At 66.8% G+C, this 21231-nt stretch carries 22 protein-coding genes and 1 tRNA gene; 7 read left to right on the plus strand and 16 right to left on the minus strand.

Going from position 1 to position 21231, the window contains the following annotated elements:
• Positions 1 to 172 precede the first annotated feature (172 nt).
• Together ACYQ26_RS13585 and ACYQ26_RS13590 are read left to right on the plus strand one after the other, a co-directional pair.
• On the plus strand, positions 173 to 1024 hold the full coding sequence (locus ACYQ26_RS13585) for a DUF7344 domain-containing protein (RefSeq protein WP_459809434.1): 852 nt from the start codon (positions 173 to 175) through the stop codon (positions 1022 to 1024).
• Between the two features lie 27 nt (positions 1025 to 1051).
• On the plus strand, positions 1052 to 1369 hold the full coding sequence (locus tag ACYQ26_RS13590) for a HalOD1 output domain-containing protein (protein WP_459809435.1): 318 nt from the start codon (positions 1052 to 1054) through the stop codon (positions 1367 to 1369).
• Positions 1370 to 1631: 262 nt separating this feature from the next.
• Here the strand turns inward: ACYQ26_RS13590 and ACYQ26_RS13595 are convergent.
• Positions 1632 to 1705: transfer RNA gene (locus tag ACYQ26_RS13595), tRNA-Lys, on the minus strand.
• Between the two features lie 170 nt (positions 1706 to 1875).
• Between ACYQ26_RS13595 and ACYQ26_RS13600 the strand changes: the two genes are divergently transcribed.
• Positions 1876 to 3324 carry a DHH family phosphoesterase gene (locus tag ACYQ26_RS13600; protein ID WP_459809436.1) on the plus strand — a complete coding sequence of 483 codons (1449 nt, stop codon included), beginning with the start codon at positions 1876 to 1878 and terminating at the stop codon, positions 3322 to 3324.
• Positions 3325 to 3371: 47 nt separating this feature from the next.
• On the opposite strand, the gene ACYQ26_RS13605 is transcribed toward ACYQ26_RS13600, so the two are convergent.
• The 8 genes from ACYQ26_RS13605 to ACYQ26_RS13640 form a co-directional block, all read right to left on the minus strand.
• Complete coding sequence (locus tag ACYQ26_RS13605) at positions 3372 to 4028, minus strand: trimeric intracellular cation channel family protein (RefSeq protein ID WP_459809437.1); 657 nt, start codon at positions 4026 to 4028, stop codon at positions 3372 to 3374.
• A gap of 202 nt (positions 4029 to 4230) precedes the next feature.
• Entirely contained in the window at positions 4231 to 4524 is a 294-nt protein-coding gene (locus ACYQ26_RS13610) for a PRC-barrel domain-containing protein (RefSeq protein WP_459810752.1), read from the minus strand.
• A 131-nt stretch (positions 4525 to 4655) separates the two neighbouring features.
• Positions 4656 to 5840, minus strand: coding sequence for a phosphotransacetylase family protein (locus ACYQ26_RS13615; protein ID WP_459809438.1), 1185 nt, complete (start codon positions 5838 to 5840; stop codon positions 4656 to 4658).
• Positions 5833 to 7938: an acetate--CoA ligase family protein gene (locus tag ACYQ26_RS13620; RefSeq protein ID WP_459809439.1), complete on the minus strand. Its 2106-nt coding sequence runs from the start codon at positions 7936 to 7938 to the stop codon at positions 5833 to 5835. Before ACYQ26_RS13620 ends, ACYQ26_RS13615 begins: the two co-directional genes overlap by 8 nt.
• Before the next feature lie 150 nt (positions 7939 to 8088).
• A complete protein-coding gene (locus ACYQ26_RS13625) occupies positions 8089 to 9207 on the minus strand; it encodes a metal ABC transporter permease (protein ID WP_459809440.1) in 1119 nt (372 codons plus the stop codon).
• 4 nt (positions 9208 to 9211) lie between these two features.
• Positions 9212 to 10000, minus strand: coding sequence for a metal ABC transporter ATP-binding protein (locus tag ACYQ26_RS13630; protein WP_459809441.1), 789 nt, complete (start codon positions 9998 to 10000; stop codon positions 9212 to 9214).
• A gap of 88 nt (positions 10001 to 10088) precedes the next feature.
• Positions 10089 to 11195 carry a metal ABC transporter substrate-binding protein gene (locus ACYQ26_RS13635; protein ID WP_459809442.1) on the minus strand — a complete coding sequence of 369 codons (1107 nt, stop codon included), beginning with the start codon at positions 11193 to 11195 and terminating at the stop codon, positions 10089 to 10091.
• A gap of 190 nt (positions 11196 to 11385) precedes the next feature.
• Positions 11386 to 12564 carry a YhjD/YihY/BrkB family envelope integrity protein gene (locus ACYQ26_RS13640; RefSeq protein WP_459809443.1) on the minus strand — a complete coding sequence of 393 codons (1179 nt, stop codon included), beginning with the start codon at positions 12562 to 12564 and terminating at the stop codon, positions 11386 to 11388.
• 233 nt (positions 12565 to 12797) lie between these two features.
• Here ACYQ26_RS13640 and dpsA point away from each other — a divergent pair, with 233 nt between their 5' ends.
• A complete protein-coding gene (dpsA, locus tag ACYQ26_RS13645; protein ID WP_459809444.1) occupies positions 12798 to 13343 on the plus strand; it encodes a DNA starvation/stationary phase protection protein DpsA in 546 nt (181 codons plus the stop codon).
• Between the two features lie 265 nt (positions 13344 to 13608).
• Here the strand turns inward: dpsA and ACYQ26_RS13650 are convergent, their stop codons facing one another.
• Complete coding sequence (locus ACYQ26_RS13650) at positions 13609 to 13773, minus strand: hypothetical protein (RefSeq protein ID WP_459809445.1); 165 nt, start codon at positions 13771 to 13773, stop codon at positions 13609 to 13611.
• A gap of 231 nt (positions 13774 to 14004) precedes the next feature.
• Between ACYQ26_RS13650 and ACYQ26_RS13655 the strand changes: the two genes are divergently transcribed.
• Together ACYQ26_RS13655 and ACYQ26_RS13660 are read left to right on the plus strand one after the other, a co-directional pair.
• Positions 14005 to 14508, plus strand: a complete 504-nt coding sequence (locus ACYQ26_RS13655; RefSeq protein ID WP_459809446.1) for a macro domain-containing protein — start codon at positions 14005 to 14007, stop codon at positions 14506 to 14508.
• Positions 14509 to 14661: 153 nt separating this feature from the next.
• Complete coding sequence (locus ACYQ26_RS13660; RefSeq protein WP_459809447.1) at positions 14662 to 15135, plus strand: universal stress protein; 474 nt, start codon at positions 14662 to 14664, stop codon at positions 15133 to 15135.
• Between the two features lie 5 nt (positions 15136 to 15140).
• Here the strand turns inward: ACYQ26_RS13660 and purM are convergent, their stop codons facing one another.
• The 3 genes from purM to ACYQ26_RS13675 form a co-directional block, all read right to left on the minus strand.
• On the minus strand, positions 15141 to 16145 hold the full coding sequence (gene purM, locus ACYQ26_RS13665) for a phosphoribosylformylglycinamidine cyclo-ligase (protein WP_459809448.1): 1005 nt from the start codon (positions 16143 to 16145) through the stop codon (positions 15141 to 15143).
• Positions 16146 to 16443: 298 nt separating this feature from the next.
• Positions 16444 to 17076, minus strand: coding sequence for a zinc metalloprotease (locus tag ACYQ26_RS13670; protein ID WP_459809449.1), 633 nt, complete (start codon positions 17074 to 17076; stop codon positions 16444 to 16446).
• Positions 17073 to 18848 carry a TraB/GumN family protein gene (locus ACYQ26_RS13675; protein ID WP_459809450.1) on the minus strand — a complete coding sequence of 592 codons (1776 nt, stop codon included), beginning with the start codon at positions 18846 to 18848 and terminating at the stop codon, positions 17073 to 17075. The genes ACYQ26_RS13670 and ACYQ26_RS13675 overlap by 4 nt, the downstream gene beginning before the upstream one ends.
• 153 nt (positions 18849 to 19001) lie before the next feature.
• On the opposite strand from ACYQ26_RS13675, the gene ACYQ26_RS13680 reads away from it, so the two are divergent.
• A complete protein-coding gene (locus ACYQ26_RS13680) occupies positions 19002 to 19478 on the plus strand; it encodes an acyl-CoA thioesterase (protein WP_459809451.1) in 477 nt (158 codons plus the stop codon).
• Positions 19479 to 19599: 121 nt separating this feature from the next.
• Here ACYQ26_RS13680 and ACYQ26_RS13685 read toward each other — a convergent pair whose 3' ends face one another.
• The 3 genes from ACYQ26_RS13685 to ACYQ26_RS13695 all read right to left on the minus strand — a co-directional run bounded on the left by ACYQ26_RS13685 (position 19600) and on the right by ACYQ26_RS13695 (position 21189).
• The gene (locus tag ACYQ26_RS13685; protein WP_459809452.1) at positions 19600 to 19809 is read right to left on the minus strand and encodes a hypothetical protein; all 210 of its coding nucleotides are present in this window, start codon (positions 19807 to 19809) and stop codon (positions 19600 to 19602) included.
• A 76-nt stretch (positions 19810 to 19885) separates the two neighbouring features.
• The gene (locus ACYQ26_RS13690; protein WP_459809453.1) at positions 19886 to 20668 is read right to left on the minus strand and encodes an HAD-IIA family hydrolase; all 783 of its coding nucleotides are present in this window, start codon (positions 20666 to 20668) and stop codon (positions 19886 to 19888) included.
• A gap of 68 nt (positions 20669 to 20736) precedes the next feature.
• The gene (locus ACYQ26_RS13695; protein WP_459809454.1) at positions 20737 to 21189 is read right to left on the minus strand and encodes an SHOCT domain-containing protein; all 453 of its coding nucleotides are present in this window, start codon (positions 21187 to 21189) and stop codon (positions 20737 to 20739) included.
• Positions 21190 to 21231 lie beyond the last annotated feature (42 nt).

The following is a 21231-nucleotide window of genomic DNA, read 5'->3' on the forward strand; positions in this document are numbered from 1 at the left end:
CGATCTCCCCTCGAGTCCGACGATCCGACCCCGAAACCGGTTTGAGAGCGGCTGTCGACGGCACTCGGCCGAACCGTATCGCGGTACCGAGGCCGTATATTTCGGCCGAAGTTCGAATGGTGTCTCGGATTCACCCCCGACAATTAAGTGTGTTATTCGTGGAAACGATGATATGAATCCTCGAGACGAGCAGGCCCTTCGACTGCTCGCGGATCCGCGCAATCGGGCGATACTGACGGTTCTCAACGACGCCGCCAAACCGCTCGCCGTCGCCGAGTTGGTCGACCGGCTCGCGGCGACCGACGCCGAGAGCGGCGATTCCCTGCCGACCGAGGCCGACCGCGAGCGGCTGCGCATCTCGCTGCATCACACTCGACTGCCGCAACTCGAGGCGGCCGGGCTCGTTGAGTACGACCGGGAGACGAACGTCGTCGCCTACGAGCGCTACCCCGCGGTCGACGCAGAGCTCCTAGAACTGGAGATGATCGACGAACTGCTGTCGTATTTCAGCACCGGGTCCGGCGCGACCGACGACACGATCGGGGTCATCGAAGGGCGGGACGCGGTGATCGAACACGGGCGCCACCTCACCGAAACGGCCGAGGACGAACTGTTCCTGATGTACGTCTCCGACGCCCTGTTGCGATCGTCGTGTCTCGATCGCGTCGACGCGGCCCTCGAGCGGGGCGTCGACATCGCGCTCGGCTCGAAAAATGCGGACGTCCTCGAGCGGACGCGAGAGCGCCTGCCCGGCGTCACCGTCTGGGAGCCGCAACTGGACTGGTGGAACGATCCGTCGACGTATCCGACGGTCGGACGGCTGGTTTTCGCGGATCGGGAGCGGATTATGCTCGCCATTCTAAAGGAGAGCGACATCGACGGGACGACCACCGAGATGGCGATCGTCGGCGACGGTCCCGAGAACCCCCTGGTCGTCCTCGTCCGACAGCTGTTGGGACCGCGACTCGACCATCTCGACTACCAGAGCGAGGAGTTTCTGGACGACCTTCCGTTCGACTCGTAACTCGTATTCACGATCGATCTGCTACGTATGAGCGACCCACCACGCCCACGCACGGACGGCGGCGGTACCGACGACTCGTCACCCCGACTGCAGTTATCGTACGCGCTCGAGGACGACGAGGCGCCCAGTACCGGCGTCGTGAAGGCGACGGCGATCCTGACGGACACGTCGCCGCTCGACCTCGAGCCGCTGTATAACGTGATCGATCCCGATCACCTGGACGGGATGTTCCGGTCCGCCGACGGCGGCACCGTCTTCGTCGAAACCAGATTCGTCTACTGCGGCTGTACGGTGACTGTAACGCCGGAGACGGTGTACCTCGAGCGGATCCACGACGATCGTTGATCCGTCGGGCCGCTTGAGCGGTCGACTCGAGTCGGAAGTCGGAAGCGGGATAGCGACGGCTCGAGATCCGGTCGCAGTCAGAAAGCGGGTGGAAGCGGGATAGCGACGGCTCGAGGGTTTGACGGGCGCAGAACGCAGGCCGGGCGCGATTTGAACACCCAGTCGATCGCTTCCTCGCTCACTCTGTTCGCGAGACTGCGCTCTCCCTGCGATTCAAATCGCGGTCGCCGCTCTGCTCGTCACGAATTGTTCCTCGCAGAAGCGGGCCGGGCGCGATTTGAACACGCGACCGTCTGATTAAGAGTCAGACGCTCTGCCGGACTGAGCTACCGGCCCTTGCATCTGCGAGTTTTCGCCGGTCGTTAAAATACGTTTCCCTTGAAGACCGGCGTGGCAGGCGACGACACGTACCGTACCGCCGTCGAAACCAGGCATCCGACCGTGACAGTATCGCAACGTAACAATCTTCGGGAGCGTTAAGTGCGGTCGGTCCCACCACACGGGCAATGAGTACGGGGGTTACGATCTCGTCGATCTCTGACTATGCGATCTTGGGCTGCGGGAGCGTCGGCTACGCCGTCGCCGAGGAACTCGTCGAGCAGGGGAAGGACGTCCTCATCATCGACCGGGACGAGAGCCGCGTCGAATCCCTCCGCGATCAGGACTTAGACGCCCGCACCGCCGACATCCGCGAGCCCGAGGCCGCCGACCTCGTCGCCGAGCGCGACGTCGTCCTCATCCTCGCCTCCGACGTCGAAGCCAACAAGAAAGCCCTGGAACACATCCGCGACCAGAACGACGGCCAGTTCGTCGTAGCGCGCGCGAGCGACCCCGTCTCCGGCGACGAACTCGAGGACCTGGGCGCCGACATCGTCATCAACCCCTCCTCGGTCATCGCTGAGTCCGCGCTGCGAGCGCTCGAGTCCGGCGAACTCGAGTACAACGCCGGCAAGCTCGCGGAGCTGCTCGAGGAAACCGGCTCGCGGCTGGCGATCATCACCCAGGACAGCCCGGATCCGGACTCGATCGCGTCGGCGGCGGCGATGCAGGCGATCGCCGACCACCTGGGCGTCGAATCGGACATCATCTACCTCGGCGATGTGGGCCACCAGGAAAACCGCGCGTTCGTCAACCTGCTCGGCATCGACCTCGTCCAGTGGGACGAGATCGAGGACTACTCGGTGTACGACACCGTCGCGATGGTCGACCACGCAACTTCCGACGAGATGGATCTCCCCGTCGACGTCGTGATCGACCACCACGAGCCCGAGAGCGACTACGAGCCGGAGTTCGTCGACATCCGGCCGAACATGTCCTCCACGTCGACGATCATGACGAAGTACATTCAGGAGTTCGACATGAACGTCTCCGAGGAGGTCGCCACCGCCCTACTCTATGGCATCCGCGCGGAGACGCTGGATTTCAAACGCGACACCACCCCCGCCGACCTCACCGCGGCCGCCTACCTCTACCCCTTCGCGAACCACGACACTCTGGAGCAGGTCGAATCCCCGTCGATGTCCCCCGAGACGCTGGACGTCCTCGCGGAGGCGATCGCCAACCGCGACGTTCAGGGGAGCCACCTCGTCTCCAACGCCGGCTTCGTCCGCGACCGCGAGGCGCTCACGCAGGCCGCGAGCCACCTCCTCAACTTAGAGGGCGTCACCACCACCGCCGTCTTCGGCATCGCCGACGAGACCATCTTCCTCGCGGGCCGCTCGAAGGACATCCGCATCAACATCGGCAAGGTGCTCGACGACGCCTACGGCGAGATGGGCGAGACCGCCGGCCACTCGACGCAGGCCAGCGCGGAGATTCCGCTTGGCATCTTCACCGGCATCGAGATTTCGGAGGACAATCGGGACACGCTGCTCGAGTTGACCGAGGAAGCCGTCAAGCGGACGCTGTTCGACGCGATGGGCGTCGAGGGAACGGAAGGCTCGAACGGCTCCTGAATCCGCGACCGGCCGTTTCTATCGGGCGTCGGTCGCGCCGTCTTTCCTTACCGACTCGCAGATTGCGCGCTTTGCACCGTCGGCAGCCGCCAGTCGTAGGTCACCGCCACTAACCGCGTCCCGACGGTCACCGACGCACACGCCGCGGCGGCGGTACTGCCGGTTACGCCGAGGGCAGTCGCCGCCCAGTACGTCGTCCCGCCCAACACCGCGCAACTCGCGTAGAAGTCCTCGAAGAGGATGAACGGCGCTCGGTCCAGGAGGATGTCAGCGAACGCGCCACCGCCGACCGCGTTGATCGTCGCGACGGCGACGACGCCGAACGCCGAGACGCTCGCCTCGGTCGCGACGATCGCGCCGGTCGTCGCGAAGGCCGCGAGGCCGATCGCGTCCGCGACGAGCGTGAGCGGATGCGTCTCCACCGACGAAAAGACGACGTTGAGCGCGATCGCCAGCCCGACCCCGAGCAGCCCCAGCCCGATCTCGAGCGGGGACTGCAGTGCGAGCGGCACGCGCGTCACGAGCAGATCCCGCGTCGCGCCGCCCGCGAAGGCCATCGTCAGCCCGACGACGGCGATGCCGAAGACGTCGAACTCCTCGCGGATCGCCTTCGTCGAACCGACGAGGGCGAACGCGACCAGTCCGATCGTGTTCATCGCGGCGAAGGGGTCGCCGAACAGTACCCCGAGGAGCTCCGAAGCCATTAGCGCCGCCTACGCGGGGCCCCGTCTTGAGGGCACCGTCACGGGCCGAGGCAGGGCCGGCCGCCGTTCGAACGCCCGCCGCGGTCTCGGCGAGGTGGAGAAACGGAGAAATCAGGGGTGTCGTTCGGTACGACTCGAGCGGCGGCGATTGCGGGTCGCGACGCTCGACTCGAGAATCGAAACTCGGGAACCGGCGACGCGATCAGGCCAGCAGTTCGTCCTCTTCCTCGTCGGGTTCGCGAACGCGTTCGACGACGTCGTTGATGAGGACGATGTCGCCGACGGAACGGACCCACCGATAGGGGACGATGACGCCCCGTCCCGTGCGCGCTTCCTCGGTGAACAGCTCCGAGTTGAGATTGCCGAGCGCGAGTCCGGTCACGGACTGCCCGTCGATGTTCAGCTTGAGATCCTCGATCTCGCCGACGAAAACGCCGCCGTTCGAGTACACCTCGCGACCGACGATCGAGGTGATCTCCTGGGGAGTGTCGTCCATCTCTACCATGTCTTGCTCCATGGGGGGCGGACTCTTAATTGTTGGTCAGACGTGGCAGTCTCTCGAGGCAAACGGTCGCGAACGCGTATAAATAGAAGCGGCGGCTCGAGCGGCCGGGATCTCCGAGCAAGTCAGGACTCGAGCCCCAGAATCGAGTCGACGGCCGCGTGGTCGGTGAGCAGTTCCTGCATGAGTTCGACAGTCTCCTCGTTCTGCGTGCGGCCGCTGCGGACGACGTCCTCCGCACGCTCGACGGTCGTGAGCGTGTCCGTCTGGACCGACAGGACGGGGACGCCCTTCTCGGCGGCCTGGCCGAGGACGGCGCCGGACGGCCGGTGGCCGCCGGTGAGGATCAGACAGCGGACGCCGGGCGCCTCGAGCGCGGCCGTGTGGATCTCGGCGCGGTCCCCGCCGGTGATGACGGCGGCGTTTTTCGTCCGCCGGAAGCGCCGCAGGGCGCTGTCGGCGCCCATCGCGCCGACGGAGAACCGTTCGACGAGGGCGTCGTCGCCGTCTTCGACGAGCACCGACGCGCCGAGTTCGCTCGCGAGGTCCTCGACCGTCACGCCCGCGAGGGTCCGGTCGCTCGGGAGCACGCCGAAGACCGGCACGTCACGGCCCTCGAGGAAGGGGACGACGTCGGTCTCGAGCTGGTCGTAGGCGGCGTCGGGGACGTCGTTGAAGACGACGCCGGCGAAGCGGTCGCCGAACGCGTCGGCGGCCGCGAGGACGTCGTCGACGTCGCCGGGCTGTCGATAGGGCGCGACGAGCACGACCCGCGCGTCGAGCAGTTCCGCGACGTCGACGTCGGTGAGGTCGACGATGCCGCCGACCTCGTACTCGCCGCCGCCCTCGACGAACATGCGGTCGTTGCCGTCTGCGAGGGAGTCGAAGGCCTCGCCGACGCGCTCGCGGAGTTCGTCGGGATCCTCACGGCCGCGGATCGCCTGCTCGATGAACGTCGGGGAGTAGACGACGGGTTCGAGGTCGTGCATCTCCGCGTCGAGGTCGAGCAGTTCCCGGGCGAGCATCGGGTCCTCGTCCAAGGTCTTGCCGACGTTGCTCTCGAGGCGCGTCCCCTTGGGCTTCATGTAGCCGACGCTGTCGCCCTCGGCCTGCGCGAGGCGGGCCAGCGCCAGCGTGATCGCCGTCTTGCCGACGCTCTCCTCGAGCGAACTGACGAGGATCGTGTCCGTCGCGCCGTCGGCGGTCGTCGCGGTGGCGCTGTCGGTCGTCTCGGTGTCCGTGCCGTTCGTGCCGCTGTCGGTGTCAGTGTCGGTATTGGTGTCGGTGTCCGGGGTGTCGGTATCAGTCATTGTCGAGTTCCTCCGTGTCCACGGTGAGTCGCAGGTCGATCGCCTGTACGCCGTCGGGGCCCGCCACGAGCGGGTTCACGTCGAGTTCGAGGATCGACGGGAAGTCGGTCACCAGCTGCGAGAGCCGCTGGATCGTCTCGACGATCGCGTCGACGTCGGCCGGCTCGCGGCCGCGGGCGCCGCGCAACAGTGGCGCCGCCTGAATCTCGTCGATCATGTCGCGCGCTTCGTCCTCGCCGATCGGCGCGACGCGAACCGACGTGTCCTCGAGAATTTCGACGAAGATGCCGCCGAGGCCGAACAAAAGCAGCGGGCCGAACTGCGGGTCGCGGTTCATGCCGACGATCGTCTCGGTCGATTCGTCGACGTCGAGCATCTCCTGGATCTGGACGCCGATGATCGTCGCGTCGGGCTGGTAGTTGCGCGCCCGGGAGACCAGATCCTCGTAGGCGTCGTAGACGTCCGCGTCGCTGACGCCGACTTTCACCCCGCCGATGTCGGACTTGTGGGTGATGTCGGGGCTGACGATCTTCATCACGACGTCGCCCTCGATCGACTCGGCGACCTCGCGGGCCCGGTCCGGATCGTCGACGATGTCGCCCGCGGGCGTGGGAATCCCGTAGGCCTCGAGCAGGTCCATCGATTCGACGCCCAGCCGGTTATCGTCTCGGTCGGCCGCTCGCGCTAAGATCTCGCGGGCGCGCTCGCGGTCGACGTCGAACTGCGCCGGGTCGTCGACCGTCCGCTCGCGGACGTCGCGGTACCGGGCCAGCCCGTCGAGTCCCGCGACCGCCCGGGAGGGGTCGAAGTAGTTCGGAACGCCGGCGTCCCGCAGGACATCTTCGGCGGCACTGACGCGAACGCCGCCCATCAGGCTGGTGACGACCGGCTTTTCGTACTCGTCGCGCTTCTCGATGACCGTCTCGGCGAGTTCGTCGTACTCGAGGACGGCCGTCGGCGCGGCCACGACGACCGCGCTGCCGACGTTCGGATCCGCCAGCGCGATCTCTAAGGCCTCGCCGAACCGCTCGACGTCGGCGTCTCCGATGGCGTCGATCGGGTTGTAGACGTTGGCCTCGTCGGGCATCGCTGCGGTCAGTTCGTCGATCGTCTCGTCGGTGAAGTCGGCCATCTCGAGGGTCGAGTCGCCGACCGCGTCGGTCGTCAGCACGCCCGGGCCGCCGGCGTTGGTGATGACGGCGACGCCGTCCGAATCGGGCTCCGGCAGGCCCGAGAGCGCCCGCGCGTAGTCGAACAGCTCCTGAACCGACTCGGCGCGGATCACGCCCGCCTGCTCGAGGCCGGCCTCGTAGGCCCGTTCGCTCCCGGCGATCGCGCCGGTGTGGGAGGACGCGGCCTGCGCGCCGGCGTCGGTGCGACCGGATTTCACGAGGACGATCGGCGTGTCGTCGGTCACCTCGCGGGCCGTCCGGACGAACCGCTGGCCGTCGTCGATGTCCTCGAGGTAGCCGATGATGACGTCCGTGTCGGGGTCGTCGCCCCACTCTTCGACGAAGTCGGTCTCGTCGAGGACGGACTTGTTCCCCACGGAGACGACGTCCTTGAAGCCGATCCCCTCCTCGTTGGCCCAGTCTAAGACGGCGGTGATGAACGCGCCCGACTGGCTCATGAAGGAGATCGACCCCTCGCGGGCGTTCTCCGGGCCGAAGGTGGCGTTCATGCCGATCGGCGTCGACATGATCCCCAGGCTGTTCGGCCCGACCACGTTCAGGTCGTACTCGGCGGCGATCTCGCGGAGTTCGCGCTCGCGCCGGGCCCCTTCGCCGCCGGTCTCGGAGAACCCGGCCGTGATGACCACGACGTTTTTCGTCCCCGCCTCGCCGAGTTCGCGTACGGTATCGAGCACCACTGGCGGTGGGACGACGACCACCCCCAGATCGATCGGCGGCGCGCTCGCTACGTCCTCGTAACACTCGAGCCCGAGAACCTCGTCGCGCTTGGGATTGATCGGGACGATCTCGCCCTCGAAATCCGACTGCAGGTTCTCGAGGATCGCCCGACCGACTGCCCCCTCGCGGTCGGTCGCCCCAACCACACCGACGGTCTCGGGTCGAAAGAGTTCGGATAATCGTCCCATCGATTGGGGGTTCACTCCGGATCGAGTTAAACCCCGTTCTCATTCCCGCCGTGCAGGGACGAAATCCTCGTGATAGATGCACTGAGATAGCCGTTCTCGGCCGGTTTCGAATGTGGAACGATACCACTCACTCCGGACGGCGGTCCGGCGTCAGTGCATCGAAATCGCCGCCGTCGACCGATCCGAGAGGGCGATCGAACAGAGGTAGAACAGGATCGCGACCACGATGATCGAGCCGCCGGAGGGCAGGCCAAACCCGAGCGCGAACGCGAACCCGCCAAGCACTGCACACTGACCGAACAGGATCGAGCAGTACAGCGTCTCGCGGAAGCTGCGCGCGATCTGGGAGGCCGTCGCGACGGGGATCACGAGCATGCCGGCCACGAGGATCACGCCCAGCACCTGCATCGCGCCGACGACGACGACCGCGGTCATCACGATCAGCAGGGTGTTGTATCCGCGGACGTTGAGCCGGGCGACGCGGGCCGCCTGCTCGTCGAACGTGATAAAGAGCAACTGCTTGTAGGTCGCCGCGACGACGGCGACGACGGCCACGCTGAGGATCGCCATCATGCGCGCCCCGTCGGCCGTGACGACGGCGATGTTGCCGAACAGGAAGCCCTCGATGTCGATCGCGATCGACATCGACGAGCGCCCCCAGCTGATCAACAGCGTGCCGACGGCGAAGCTCCCGGTCAGCATGATCGCGACGGGAACGTCGCCGAACGCGCTCGTGCGCTCGGTGAGCCACTGGACCGCGAGCGCGCCGAGGACGGCCACGACGAGCGCGACCCACAGCAGCGAGCCGTTCCAGCCGGTCAGGCCGCTGACGATGAGCCCGACGGCGACGCCCGCGAACGCCGTGTGGGCGAGCGTCTCCCCGATCAGCGCCATCTGTCGGTGGACGAGGTAGGTGCCGACCAGCGGCGCGACGATCCCGACGAGGACCCCCGTCGCGATCTGGCGCCACATGAACGCGTGCTGGAAGACGTTCGTCCCGAGGTAGTAATCGAGCCACATCCCGGCGATGAGGAACTGCTCGAACGGGAACCGGGCCGGGGGGAAGACGTGGCGGAGCCAGTCGAGCGCCACGAATCCGACCATCGCGGCCGCGAGCACCGCGACGAGGCCGAGCCCCGCGAGTTCGATCCCGCGGCGCGGCTCGAGCGATCGGAGACCGTCGCCGTCGCCGTGCGATCGCTGCCGCGGCTCTCGTTCTCCGTCCGTCGTCCCCGTCGCCCCTGTCGTCGTGCGTTCGTCCCCGCTCATCGTGTCAGTGGTGGTGGTGGACGACCGTGCCCGTCGCCCCGTAGGCTTCGCTCAGCGCGTCACTCTCGACGAACGATTCCGTGTCGCCGTGGTGGTACAGCTCCGTGTTGATACAGGCGATGCGATCCGCCCGGTCCGTAACGACGCCGATGTCGTGCTCGATCAGGATGATCGTGATCCCGTCCTCGTTCAGCGACTCGAGCAGCTGGTAGAACGCGTCCCGGGATTCGGCGTCGACCCCGACCGTCGGCTCGTCTAACGCGAGCAGGTCGGCCTCGGAGGCCAGGGCCCGCGCGATGTAGGCGCGCTGGCGCTGGCCGCCCGAGAGCTGGTTGAGCTGCTGGTCCGCGAGGTCCGCGATGCCGACCGTGTCGAGGGCTTCGTCGGCGATGGCGCGGTCCTCGTCGGACAGCCGGGAGTGGCCGACGTGGGCGAACCGGCCCATCCGAACGCACTCTCGGACGGTGACGGGCATGGCGCCGCCGCCGCTCGTGGCCTGCTGGGAGACGTAGCCGATGCGTTCGCCCTGTTCGAACTCGTCGACGGGCTGGCCGAACAGTTCGACCGAGCCGCTGTCGGGACTGAGCAGCCCGAGCATGAGCTGCAGCAGGGTCGTCTTGCCGGAGCCGTTGGGACCGATCAGCCCGAGGAAATCGCCCGCCTCGACGGTCAGCGTCACGTCGTCGACGGCGAGTTGCTCGCCGTAGGCGAACGAGACGTCCTCCAGTTTCACGACCGGGTCCGAGGCCGAGTCCAGGTCTGGTTCCGGATCGAGGTCCGAATTCGCCGTCACTGTCGTCTCACCCGCCGTTGGACGCCGAGGGTACTTCGGTCTTCCACTTCGGCGGCCGTGCCAGTACCCGTACCGTTCGATCCCCGGTTCATTCCGCCACCCCCAGCGCCGCCCGGAGCGACGGCAGGTTCAGTTCCGTCATCTGCTCGAGCCAGCCCCAGCCGCGGTCGTTCCACTCGGCGGTGGTCCCCGCCAGCGGGCTGATCGGCTCGGCCGATTCGGCGTGGCTGTTCTCGAGGAGGTGCATAGCTTGCTGGGGAAGCTCGTCGCCGCCAGTCGTCTCGAACGGGTCGTACAGGATCGTCTCCATCTCGTGCTCGTCGATGAGGTCGATGGTGTCCGCGAGCTGTCCGGAGGTGATCTCCGCGTTGGGCGAAACGTCGACCGGCGTGTGCAACTCGAAGCCGTACCGCTCCTCGATGTACCGGAAGGAGTCGTGGCCGGCGAGGACGGCGACGTCGCGGTCGGCTTCCGCGACGAGCGACTCGAACTGCTCGTCGACCTCCGCGAGCCGTTGCGCGTACGCGTCAGCGTTGTCCCTGTAAGTCCCCTCGTTGTCGGGATCGGCGGTGGCGAGTCCGTCCGCGATGGTCCCGACGATCTCCTGCGCGAACACGGGGTCGACCCAGACGTGGGGGTCGTGGAACTCCGAACCGTCGGTGCTGTTGTCGTGCTCGTGCTCGTCGTGCTCGTGAGATCCGGCGCTCTCGTTGGTGCCGTGATCGTGTCCGTCGCCGTGGCCGTCCGTGCTCTCGTTGGGGTGGTCGTGCTCGTCTCCGTGATCGTGCTCGTGCGCCTCGTCGAACGCCAACAACTCGTCCTCGAGCCCGTCCATGCCGTCGATCAGCGTGACGTGGTCGTAATCGGTCTCGAGCTGCGACGCGACGTCCTGCGCCCAGGAGAACTCGGGCGAATCGAGGTAGACGAAGACCTCCGCGGCCGCGACGTCGGCGGTGAGATCGCCCTGGGGTTCCCAGCCGTGGCCGATCTGGCCCGCCTCGACCGGGCTCTCGAACGACAGTCGATCGCCGGCCACGCGTTCGCTCCAGTCCAGAAGGGGGAAAAACGCCGCGTAGCCGCCCTCGGGACTGACGCCAGCGTTGGGTTCGCTCAGACAGCCGGCGAGACCGGCGAGCGAGGAGAGCGCGAGCGACCCAGCGCCGGCCTGCAGCACCGAACGGCGTGACGGATTCATACGAGAGGGTACGGGCTCGAGCATAAAAGAGTTGTTATCTCCAGGCTCGTTGTTAATAACTCGTGGCAGCTAAGCCGGTCGTGTTAGTAACAGGGGGTCTGCAACCGGTCGACCGAACGATCGACGCCCGAAAAGACGCGGCGTCACGCGCTGTGCGACGAGTAAGCGGGCGAATGCGAACACGACGGCCTCACTCGCGCTCGACGACGCCGATTCGGAGCGTCCGGACGTGACCCAGTCCCCTACGGAGCTGCCGTCGCCACTCGGGCTCTCGTCGCTCATCTTCGAGTTCCCGTCGAAGCCGCTCGTTTTCGTCCTCGAGGTCGCGGTTCGCGGTCTCGAGTTCGTCGACTCGCGTCTCGAGCGCGTCGACGCGGTCCTCGAGCCGATACCGCCGGTTGCGCTGGGACGCGAGGTCGTGTTGCAGTTGGTCGCGCTCGCGGGCGACGGTCTCGAGTTGCTCGGCGAGGTGCTCGCGCTCCCGTCGGCCGTCGTCGACGAACGGCGGGCGGTCCGACTCGGGGATCGTCTCGTGATCGTCGGCGGCGTCCGGCTCGTCCGCGTCGTCCTCGTCGGCCTCGAGCGTGAGGTGGCCCCCTCTAACCCCGTTGACGACGGCGCCGATCAGCAGGATGAGTCCGCCGAAGTAGAGCCACGTGAGCAACAGCAAAATTGCACCGAGCGGCCCCGCGCTCTCCGAGCTTCCGGCGAAGGAGACGTAGACCTGAAACAGCGACTGGAGCGCCGTCCAGCCGACGGCGGCGACGGCGGCGCCCGGCAGCACCTCGCGGGCGGAGAGGTCGAGGTCGGGGAAGTAGTAGTACATCGGGAGGAACGCGAGGGTGAGTACGCCGACGAGCAGGAGCGGCTGGAGCACGCTAATGAACGGAATCGCCGGGAAGAACGCGAGGACGATGCTCGCCGCGACCGCCGCGAGCAGCGCGCCGCCAAGCGCGCCGAAGACGATCAGACCGTCACGGATCTGGTCGACGAGCGAACTCTCCGCCGTGGTCTCGTAGATCTCGGAGAACGCCGTGTCCAGCCCGCGGAAGATCTTCAATGCCCCCCATAGGAGGACGAGGACGCCGATGATCGACGACCCCGCCGTTGCGGGCGAGTTCTCGATCGCGTTCTCGACGATCAACTGTCCGCTCTCGGGGAGAAAGCCCTCGGTCGCGGCGGTGACCTCGGTGGCGAACTGGTCGCCGCCGACGATCGTGACGAGGAAGAACACGAGCACCAGCAGCGGTAACAGCGAGATGAACGCCTGGTAGGCGATGCTCGCGGCCATGAACGTGACGTTCTTCTCTTGAATGCCGCCGAAGACCGTCTTGCCGAACGAGACGGACCGGCCGAGATCGGGAGCCATGGAAGACGAACGGCGACGGAGGACGAAAGGAAGCCGGCTTGCATGCTCGTCGTCGGTTTTTTTCGGTCGCGGACGCGTCGTCTTCCACCGATCGCCATCGGTCAGCGATCCGCCGAGAGTTAGGCCGACCAAAAATAAAACCGCGATATTCTGGAATAGATTTTTGCGAAAGCGGAACAATTGTTTCTGACTGGATAAGCTTTAAGTAGGTCGCGGACCATCTATCGAATACGATGAGCACCCAGAAGACCGTCCGACAGTCCGCCGACACCGTCGAGGAGAGTCAGCTCCGGCTCGACCAAGAGAAGTCCGAGCAGATCGTCGAGGCGCTGAACACGGAACTGGCGAATTCCTACGTACTGTACCACCAGCTCAAGAAGCACCACTGGGTCGTCGAGGGCGCCGAGTTCCTGCCGCTGCACGAGTTCCTCGAGGAGGCGTACGAGCACGTCGAGGAGGGGGCCGACGAGATCGCCGAGCGGGCTCAGGCGCTGGGCGGTGTCCCCGTCTCTGGACCGTCGAACCTCGAGGAGCGGGCGACCGTCGAGTTCGAGGGCGAGGACGTCTACGATGTCCGCACTATGTTCGAGAACGACCTCGAGATGTACGGCGACATCATCGAGTCGATGCGCGACAGCATCGAACTCGCCGAGAACCTCGGCGACCCCGCGACCGCCGAGATCCTGCGCGAGATCCTCGTCCACCTCGAGGAAGACGGCCACCACTTCGAACACTACCTCGAAGACGACACCCTCGTCCTCGAGGAGGCCACGAAGTAAGGCCGACTACGGCTGCATCCCGGCGGACCGGGTACAGCGGCGGCAGACGGACTCGTTTTGATTTTGCTTTTCGCTCGCTACGCGAACGAACGATCGCGAAATCGCAACTCCGTCCGATCGATTTCGATCCGTCGAGAAGCGAGAGAACGCGGTTGTGAGCCGATGCTATCGGATCGAAACTACCGAACCGGTTCCGAGTTTCCGCCGTCGAGTGGGGGTGAGCGTCGCCTCCGATGCCGGTCCGTCGCGGTCGAGTTCGGACCGTTCAGGGCTCGAGATCGACGGCAAGATCGGTCGCGATCCAGCCGTCGGAGTTGTCTCGTTCGGTGAAGACGACCTTGCCGGGGCGGGTTTCGTGACTGGTCACGACCACCGCCGGCTCCTCCGGTTCTTCGGCGTCGGGGTCCTGCCTGCGAGCGGGTACGTCCATCACGCTGAGTTAGGTAGGCCTAATTCTAAAAAGGTTTTGGTCGGCCTAAGTTCTCTGGAACTGTGCGGTTCGCTCCGGTGCCTCCCGGTTCGACGGACGGATGGAGTCCGCCGATCTTCGGAACCTCGGTTCGAGGGACTCCTTGAGGCCCGGAACAGGCGGTCCGGCCCCCACCCTCGAGATCGGGGTTCAGCGCCTACTTTCAACCCGCTCGAGGCCGTACCGGCGCGTATGGAGTTCGACGTGATCCAGGGCGACATCGCCGAACAGTCCGCAGACGCGCTCGTCAACGCCGCGGGCACGAGCCTCGAGATGGGCTCCGGCGTCGCCGGCGCGCTCCGTCGCGGCGCCGGCGAGGAGATCAACGAGGAGGCCACCGCGAAGGGTCCCGTCGACCTCGGCGCGGTCGCGGTCACGGACGCCTACGACCTGGACGCCGAGTACGTCATCCACGCCGCGGCGATGCCCCACTACGGCGACGGCCAGGCGACCGACGAGAGCATCCGCGACGCGACCCGGAACGCGCTCGAGGAGGCCGATGACCTCGGCTGTAAGTCGGTCGTGCTCCCGGCGCTTGGCTGCGGCGTCGCCGGCTTCGACCTCGCCGACGGCGCCGCGATCATCGGCGAGGTGATCCGAGACTACGAGCCCGAGGTGCTCGAGAACGTCCGCGTTATCGCGTACGGCGACGAGGAGTACGATACGATCCGCGCCGCGACGGGGAACGCCGAGTAGTCGGCACGGACCGAGGAGAGCGAGTCCGATCGATAGGGGAGTCAGAACAGGGAAGCAGTCCGCCGGAAACGGTCGCTTCGACCCCGACGTTCCGATTTAAAGACGCCACCTGTGTTCGGGAACGATCACCTACGGCCGCGCGAACCCGCCCGTATGAGCCAGCACGTACTGGTGGCGATGGATCGGACCGACGCATCGGGCGCGGCGCTCGAGTACGCGTTCGAGGAGTATCCCGACGCGAAGATTTCCGTCCTCCACGTCACCGTTCCGGCCGGCCCGCTCGGTCGGTTCGGCGCCCAGGACCCCTGCGAGTACGTGGTTCCCGAACTGACCACCGAGGGGAGCACCGTCGTGCTCCCGGCGCCGGACCGTTTCACTCGCGCCCAGTGCCGAGGGGCCGCCGACGCGCTCGACCGCGCCCGCGAGCTCGCCGAGCACTGCGACAGGGAGATCGACCTGGCAGTCCGCTCGGGCAACGCGGCGCGGGAGATCGCCGACTACGCCGACGAGCACGCGGTCGACCGAATCGTCGTCGCGGACCACCCGCCAACGACCTTCCGACCGCTCTTTCGCTCTGTCCCCGACTCGATCGCGAACAACACGTCCACCCCGATCACGGCGCTGTAACCCGGTCAGGACAGCGAGAGTCCGCGAATTTCGACCGAGTTCCCCTCCTCGACGCGGCCGATGACCTGTCCGTCGGTCGCAGCGACGAGATCCGCCGCCTGTGCCTCGGGAAGCGCGACGACGAAGCCGGTCCCCATGTTGAACGTCCGGTGCATCTCCTCGTCAGTCACGTTGCCTTCCTCCTGTACGAACTCGAAGATCGGCTGGGCCGGCAGCGGGTCGTCGACGACATACTTGCGCTCGCCCATCCGCAGGAGGTTCGTCCAGCCGCCGCCCGTGACGTGGGCCGCCGCGCGAACGTCGTACTCGCGCATCGACTCGAGCAGATCCGTGTAGATCCGGGTCGGTCGGAGCAGTTCCTCGCCGATCGTTCGCTCGGGATCGAGCGGGAACTCGTCGGTGTACTCGTGGTCGCGCGTGACCGCCTCGCGGGCCAGCGTCAGCCCGTTCGAGTGGATCCCGTTGGAGGGGAAGCCGACCAGCGCGTCGCCGACTTCGGCCTCGCCCTCGAGCACCTCGTCCTTCCCCGCGAGCCCCGCGCAGGTGCCCGCGAGGTCGAACCCCTTCACGACCTCGGGCATGACCGCCGTCTCGCCGCCGAGCATGGTCAGGTCGGCCTCCTCGAGCCCGACGGCGAGCCCCTCGCCGATCTCGTTGGTGAGGGCCTCGTCGGGCTCGTCGATCGCGAGGTAGTCGACGAAGGCGACGGGCTCGACGCCCGCGGCCACGAGGTCGTTGACGTTCATCGCGATGCAGTCGATGCCGATCGTGGAGTAGTCCTCGATGGCCTCGGCGACGAGCAACTTGGTGCCGACGCCGTCCGTGGCGAGCGCGAGGTAGCGATCGCCGATGTCGATCAGGCCGGCGTACTCCGTGCGAAGGTCGCTGCCGAAGGCCTCGAGCAGGGCCGCGGTCGCGTCCTCGCTGGCTTCGATGTCGACGCCGGTGTCGGCGTAGGTGAGTCGCTCCTCGTCCGCGTCCGCGCTCCCGTCGTCCGCTGGGTCGGTCATGTGTGAACGACCTCCCGGGGTGAGCAAAAGGACACCGGTCCGGCGAGCGGCGGTCGGGAGGCTGATATCCTCGGACCGCGATTGATCGAGGCCGCGTCCTCAAAGCCATCGCGGACGGCTGGACGACCGTCCGCGGCGGGCTCGCCTCGCCCACGAGCTGCGTCCGCAAGTACGTGCGAAACGTCTGCCGTCAAGTTTCGGACCGGCGTCCGGATAGGAATGAGGATCGTCAATTCGCAATGATTCTATTGAGATAACTGAAGGCCTATCGTAGGCGATCGAAATGACGGCTGGGACGTTAGAATAACCCCACGAACAGAACCATGTACCCTGCAGTAAGGATGCTAGGGACGAATACGAGCGCAAAGATACCTTTGTGCCACTTGAAGACTGCTCGCCCGTCCAGCGGGCCGAACGGGATCATGTTGAATGCGGCCAAGAAGAGGTTGATCCCGATCCCCATCTGTCCGATAGTCTCGATAGGTGCGGGTAGCAAAACCAACGGGAAGAATAGCACTGCAAGCAGGAGATTAGTGACTGGCCCGGCGAGCGCGATCATCGCGTTCTCCCGCTGGGTGATCTGCCCGCGGTGGTAGACCGCTCCCGGCGCGGCGAAGAGGAAGCCGGCCAGCGCGCTCATGAGTGCCAGGAACAGCATCTGGTAGTCCGCCCGGAACTCCGCGACCTGGCCGTACTCGACGGCGACGACCTTGTGCGCGAGTTCGTGCAGCAGGAAGGCGACGCCGACGGTCACCAGGCTCAGCCCGACCGGGCGGGCGAGGGTGACGACGTCGACGGCCCGAAGGGGCGTCCGCCACAGCGCGAAGGCCAGGCTCAGCGTCAGCCAGGCGACGGCGAGATCGAACAGTTCCTGATCGCTGAAGGTCAACTCCGGATCCGGTCGACGACCGGAGCGCGAACCGGTACTCACGTCAGCACCTCCCGAAGCAGCTCGAGGCTGTTCTCGGCGCCGCGGACGAGTTCGGCCATCAGGGCGTCGACGCCGCCGATCTCGGGAGCCAGCCAGGGGAGCACGACCAGCGGAAAGAGCACGCTCGCGATGATGCTCCCGACGTTGGTCAGCGCGACGATCATGATCAGGCGGAACAGCGGCACGTCGAACATGTCCTCGAGCGCCTCCCCGATCGGTCGCTCGGTGTCGTCGACGATCTCGTTTAACGTCTGGATGTCGCGGACGTTGACCGGCCGGTGTTTGAGTTCGACGTAACCGGTGAACCAGCCCGGCGCGAGCAGCGGGTTGATGCTGGTCAGCCAGGCGACAAGCCCGCCGACGCCGGCGCTGGTCCAGCGCGCGCCGGCGAGCCGCGCCAGCGCGAACGCGAAGATCCCGTTGAACAGGAACCACGCCGCGAACAGCTTGAGCAGGAAGGCGTTCTGAACCCCCGCCATGACCAGCAGGAAGAAGAACACGACGAACCCGAACGTCAGGAGGTAGCCGACGAGCTTCGCCGGCGAGAACCGGCTGCTCGAGGCCGTCCCGGTCAGCGACTCCTTCGGCGGGAGCGTCTCGGGGTTCTCGAGGTAGCGTTCGATGCCGGCCCTGTGTCCGGCGCCGACGATGGCGAGCACCTCGTACCCCTGCTCGCGGAGGTCGTGGAGGTTGTGCGCGATGTAGGCGTCGCGCTCGTCGATCAGGGCGTTGGCTCCGCCGGGGCTGAACTGGCGGAACTCCTCCATCATCGCCGAGACGACGTCGCCGTCGGTCATCTCCTCGATGTCGATCTCGTCGACCTCCTCGACATCGCCGCTGAACGCGTCGAGGACGACCCCGAGGAGGGCGCCGACGGCGACGCCGATTCCGAGTCCGACCAGGACGCCGACCGTCCCGCGGATCGCGTAGGCGCCGGCGCCCTCGAAGGCCGCGGCCGAGATCGGGCCGACGGAGACGCCGGTCGCGACGAACGCGAGACAGGCCGCGATGCCGGCGAGGACGCTGACGGCCAACTGGCCCGCGAACGTATCCAGAATCCCGCCCGCGGCCTGCCCGAGCCGCTCGAGCGACGGGAGAAAGAGGAAGCCGCCGACGAGCCCGAGGAGGGCCCCGACCCCGGCCGCGCCGACGTACTGGAGCGTCGACGACCCCGTAACGCCCAGCATGAGCAGGTCGCCCGCCCCGAAGTAGGGCGCGAGAAAGGCGGCGAAGACGACGCCGAAGACGACGCCGGCGACGGCCCCCAGCGAGAGGCCGATCGTCCGTGGGTCGGTGACGCCCAGCGCGAGCCCGCCGACCATCTTTAGCTTCTCGGTAAAGGACAACCGCTGCCAGAACCGCTGGATCGTCACCTGAATGTCTCGGTCGACCAGCGCGACGCCGCTGCCGTTGCGCTCGGCGGCCTCGATCCCGGCTTTCATGTCCGCGCCCGGTTCGATGTCGAACTGCTCGCCGAGCCGCGACTGCACGTACGAGAGCATCCAGTAGGCCAAGAACTGGAACACGGTGTTGCCCGAGAGGAGATCCGTCGCCTCGAGGTCGTCGGGGGTGCCGCCCTGCATCTGGCGGTAGCGTCCTTCGTCGAGTTCGACGGCGACCACGTCGGGCCGTTCCCGATCGACCGTTTCGTGAACCTCGTCGACGCTCGCCTGCGAGACGTGTGCCGTCCCGAGGACGGTGACGGAACCCTCGTCGCCGTCGGAGGGGGACGTCGGGGGCTCCGGCACGTCGGCGTCGCCTGCATCGCTCATTAGCGGGTAAACTTGGCCGCGACTTTTACCAGTATCGGACTCGACAGCCGTGTCAGCACGGCCCACGGGGCCGGTGAGACGGCGGTCGACGCGACCGGACTCGGCTCGAGCGCGACGGTAAGACTCACGTGTTCGCTTTCGAAACGACGGGTGATGACCGATCTCATCGAGACGGTAATCGAGAACCGCGAGATGGTGCAGCCGAACCACGCGAACATGCTCGACGTGGCCCACGGCGGCAACGTGATGAAGTGGATGGACGAGGTCGGCGCGATGTCCGCGATGCGGTTTTCGGGGGAGACCTGCGTCACCGCCCACGTCAACCGGATGGACTTCGAACGGCCCATCCCGGTCGGCGACACCGCCTACATCACGGCCTACGTCTACGACGCGGGCACCTCGAGCGTCAAAGTCAGACTCGTCACCGAGCGCGAGGACCTCCGAACGCGGGAACGCGAGAAGACCACCGAATCCTACTTCGTCTACGTCGCGATCGACGAGGACAACGAGCCGACCGAAGTGCCCGAACTGACCGTCTCGACGGACGAGGAAGAACGGCTACGGCAGGAAGCGCTCGCGGGGGAGAACGGAAACGGTCACGAGCCGAACCACGAGAACGGCAACCACTGAGACCGAGCCGGCGCTGTGACGGCCTCGTCCGGCCGCGACCGGGTCGACCGAACGGCCGCCGTCCCTACCCGCGAGTCGACGCGTAACCGAGACCGATCGACGAGAACGGAACCGGCCGGCGTTACTCGTCTGCGGTACGCTCTTTCGCCTTCTCGACGTACTCGCTGGCCGTGTCGCGCGTTTCAGCGACGAGCGCGCCGACGAGGCCGCCGATCGCGCCGCCGGTACTCGCCGCGTTCCGACTGAACAGGGCCCCGATGCCGGCACCGATACCGGCGCCGATGGCCGCGTATCGCGAGCGTCGCAGGACGGTCGTGATTTTCTCTCTCATGTGTCGAATATAGCGGTTTATACGGGTAAATATGTTTGGTCGGATTACAGTCACGTCGACTTACCAGCGGCGGCACTCAGAGGATCGTCTCGACCTCGGCCAGCGACTCGAGGACGTGGTCCGGCTCGACGGACGAGTCGGCGAGGTCGGCTCGATCCGTCACGCCGGTGAGCACGACGGCGGTCGTCATCCCCGCGCGGGCGCCGAGTTCGACGTCCGTGTCGAGGCGGTCGCCGACGACCAGCGTCCGGTCGGGCGCCGGATCGTCCAGTAGCTCCATGGCCGCCTCGGCAGCAGTGGCGGAGGGCTTACCGAGGACGGCGTCCGGCTCGCGGCCGGCCACGGCCTCCATCGCGGCGAGGATCGCCCCCGAGCCCGGAACGGCGCCGTCGTCGACCGGGATCGTCGCGTCCGGATCGGTCCCGTAGAAGGGGACGTCGCCCTCGAGGGCCCGCAGCGCCTCCCGGAGCGTCTCGTAGGAGAACTCGTCGTCGAACGAGCCGACGACGACGTCGGCCGCGTCGGGATCGGCGGTGAGGGCGACGCCGGCTGCCTCGAGGAGCGACTCGAGTCGCTGGCCGCCGACGAGGTAGACCCGATCGTCGGGGTGGGTGTCGGCGAGGTACGCGGCGGTGATCGTCGCCGAGGTGAGCACGCGCTCGGGATCGACGTCGACGCCGAACGGGGCGAGTTTCTCGCGGTAGTGGTCGCCGCCCCGGGTCGGATTGTTCGAACAGAGGACTCGCAAACAGTCGGCATCGTCGAGGGCGCGGATGCCGTCGGTCGCGCCGGGCAGGAGTTCGTCGCCCCGGATGATCGTCCCGTCCACGTCGAGGATCACCGCCTCGTAGTCGCTCATCGGTCGGCGGTACGGGCGTCTCCCGATTGAGTGTTGGGGCGGGAAACGGCGACCGGCGGCTGCGGTTTTCAGTCCGATCGCTCGAGTTCCGGTTCGGATTCCGGATCGGACTCGGATTCGGAGCCGAACTCGAGTTCCTCGGTGTCGATCCCGGCCCGGTCGGCGCGCTCGTTGGAGTCGATCAACCGATCGAGCTTCGCCTCGAACTCCGCGTCGGAGAGTTCGCCCGCGGCGTACCGCTCCTGCAGCCGGGTGACGGGATCGCGGTCGTCGGCCGCAGCGTCCGTCGCGGTGCGATCCGCGTCGGTCGCGGTCGCCGGCTCCCGCGCGTCGTCCGACCCGTCGGACCGCGTGAGCGCCCACACGAGAATGAAGCTGAAGATGAGGAGGGCAAGCGTCAGGACGCCGGCCACCGGTCCCCCGAGCAGGAACGCCGCGATGACCAGCACGTCCCCCAGGACGAACTTGATCGCGAAGAGCTCCGTGAGACTGTAACTGCGGCCGCCGGTCTCACTGGCCATACGAGCCCCTACGACGGCCGGACGAATAACTGTAGGGTCACT

The organism is Halopiger thermotolerans (assembly GCF_054654555.1).

What these genes read in the sequence shown, in the direction of transcription:
- purM (WP_459809448.1), bottom strand. Translation starts at nt 16,145, where the DNA reads ATGACCGACCCAGCGGACGACGGGAGCGCGGACGCGGACGAGGAGCGA.
- ACYQ26_RS13685 (WP_459809452.1), bottom strand. Translation starts at nt 19,809, where the DNA reads ATGAGAGAGAAAATCACGACCGTCCTGCGACGCTCGCGATACGCGGCC.
- ACYQ26_RS13690 (WP_459809453.1), bottom strand. Translation starts at nt 20,668, where the DNA reads ATGAGCGACTACGAGGCGGTGATCCTCGACGTGGACGGGACGATCATC.
- ACYQ26_RS13605 (WP_459809437.1), bottom strand. Translation starts at nt 4,028, where the DNA reads ATGGCTTCGGAGCTCCTCGGGGTACTGTTCGGCGACCCCTTCGCCGCG.
- ACYQ26_RS13590 (WP_459809435.1), top strand. Translation starts at nt 1,052, where the DNA reads ATGAGCGACCCACCACGCCCACGCACGGACGGCGGCGGTACCGACGAC.
- ACYQ26_RS13625 (WP_459809440.1), bottom strand. Translation starts at nt 9,207, where the DNA reads ATGAGCGGGGACGAACGCACGACGACAGGGGCGACGGGGACGACGGAC.
- dpsA (WP_459809444.1), top strand. Translation starts at nt 12,798, where the DNA reads ATGAGCACCCAGAAGACCGTCCGACAGTCCGCCGACACCGTCGAGGAG.
- ACYQ26_RS13655 (WP_459809446.1), top strand. Translation starts at nt 14,005, where the DNA reads ATGGAGTTCGACGTGATCCAGGGCGACATCGCCGAACAGTCCGCAGAC.
- ACYQ26_RS13635 (WP_459809442.1), bottom strand. Translation starts at nt 11,195, where the DNA reads ATGAATCCGTCACGCCGTTCGGTGCTGCAGGCCGGCGCTGGGTCGCTC.
- ACYQ26_RS13660 (WP_459809447.1), top strand. Translation starts at nt 14,662, where the DNA reads ATGAGCCAGCACGTACTGGTGGCGATGGATCGGACCGACGCATCGGGC.
- ACYQ26_RS13680 (WP_459809451.1), top strand. Translation starts at nt 19,002, where the DNA reads ATGACCGATCTCATCGAGACGGTAATCGAGAACCGCGAGATGGTGCAG.
- ACYQ26_RS13695 (WP_459809454.1), bottom strand. Translation starts at nt 21,189, where the DNA reads ATGGCCAGTGAGACCGGCGGCCGCAGTTACAGTCTCACGGAGCTCTTC.
- ACYQ26_RS13600 (WP_459809436.1), top strand. Translation starts at nt 1,876, where the DNA reads ATGAGTACGGGGGTTACGATCTCGTCGATCTCTGACTATGCGATCTTG.
- ACYQ26_RS13640 (WP_459809443.1), bottom strand. Translation starts at nt 12,564, where the DNA reads ATGGCTCCCGATCTCGGCCGGTCCGTCTCGTTCGGCAAGACGGTCTTC.
- ACYQ26_RS13585 (WP_459809434.1), top strand. Translation starts at nt 173, where the DNA reads ATGAATCCTCGAGACGAGCAGGCCCTTCGACTGCTCGCGGATCCGCGC.
- ACYQ26_RS13650 (WP_459809445.1), bottom strand. Translation starts at nt 13,773, where the DNA reads ATGGACGTACCCGCTCGCAGGCAGGACCCCGACGCCGAAGAACCGGAG.
- ACYQ26_RS13615 (WP_459809438.1), bottom strand. Translation starts at nt 5,840, where the DNA reads ATGACTGATACCGACACCCCGGACACCGACACCAATACCGACACTGAC.
- ACYQ26_RS13620 (WP_459809439.1), bottom strand. Translation starts at nt 7,938, where the DNA reads ATGGGACGATTATCCGAACTCTTTCGACCCGAGACCGTCGGTGTGGTT.
- ACYQ26_RS13610 (WP_459810752.1), bottom strand. Translation starts at nt 4,524, where the DNA reads ATGGACGACACTCCCCAGGAGATCACCTCGATCGTCGGTCGCGAGGTG.
- ACYQ26_RS13675 (WP_459809450.1), bottom strand. Translation starts at nt 18,848, where the DNA reads ATGAGCGATGCAGGCGACGCCGACGTGCCGGAGCCCCCGACGTCCCCC.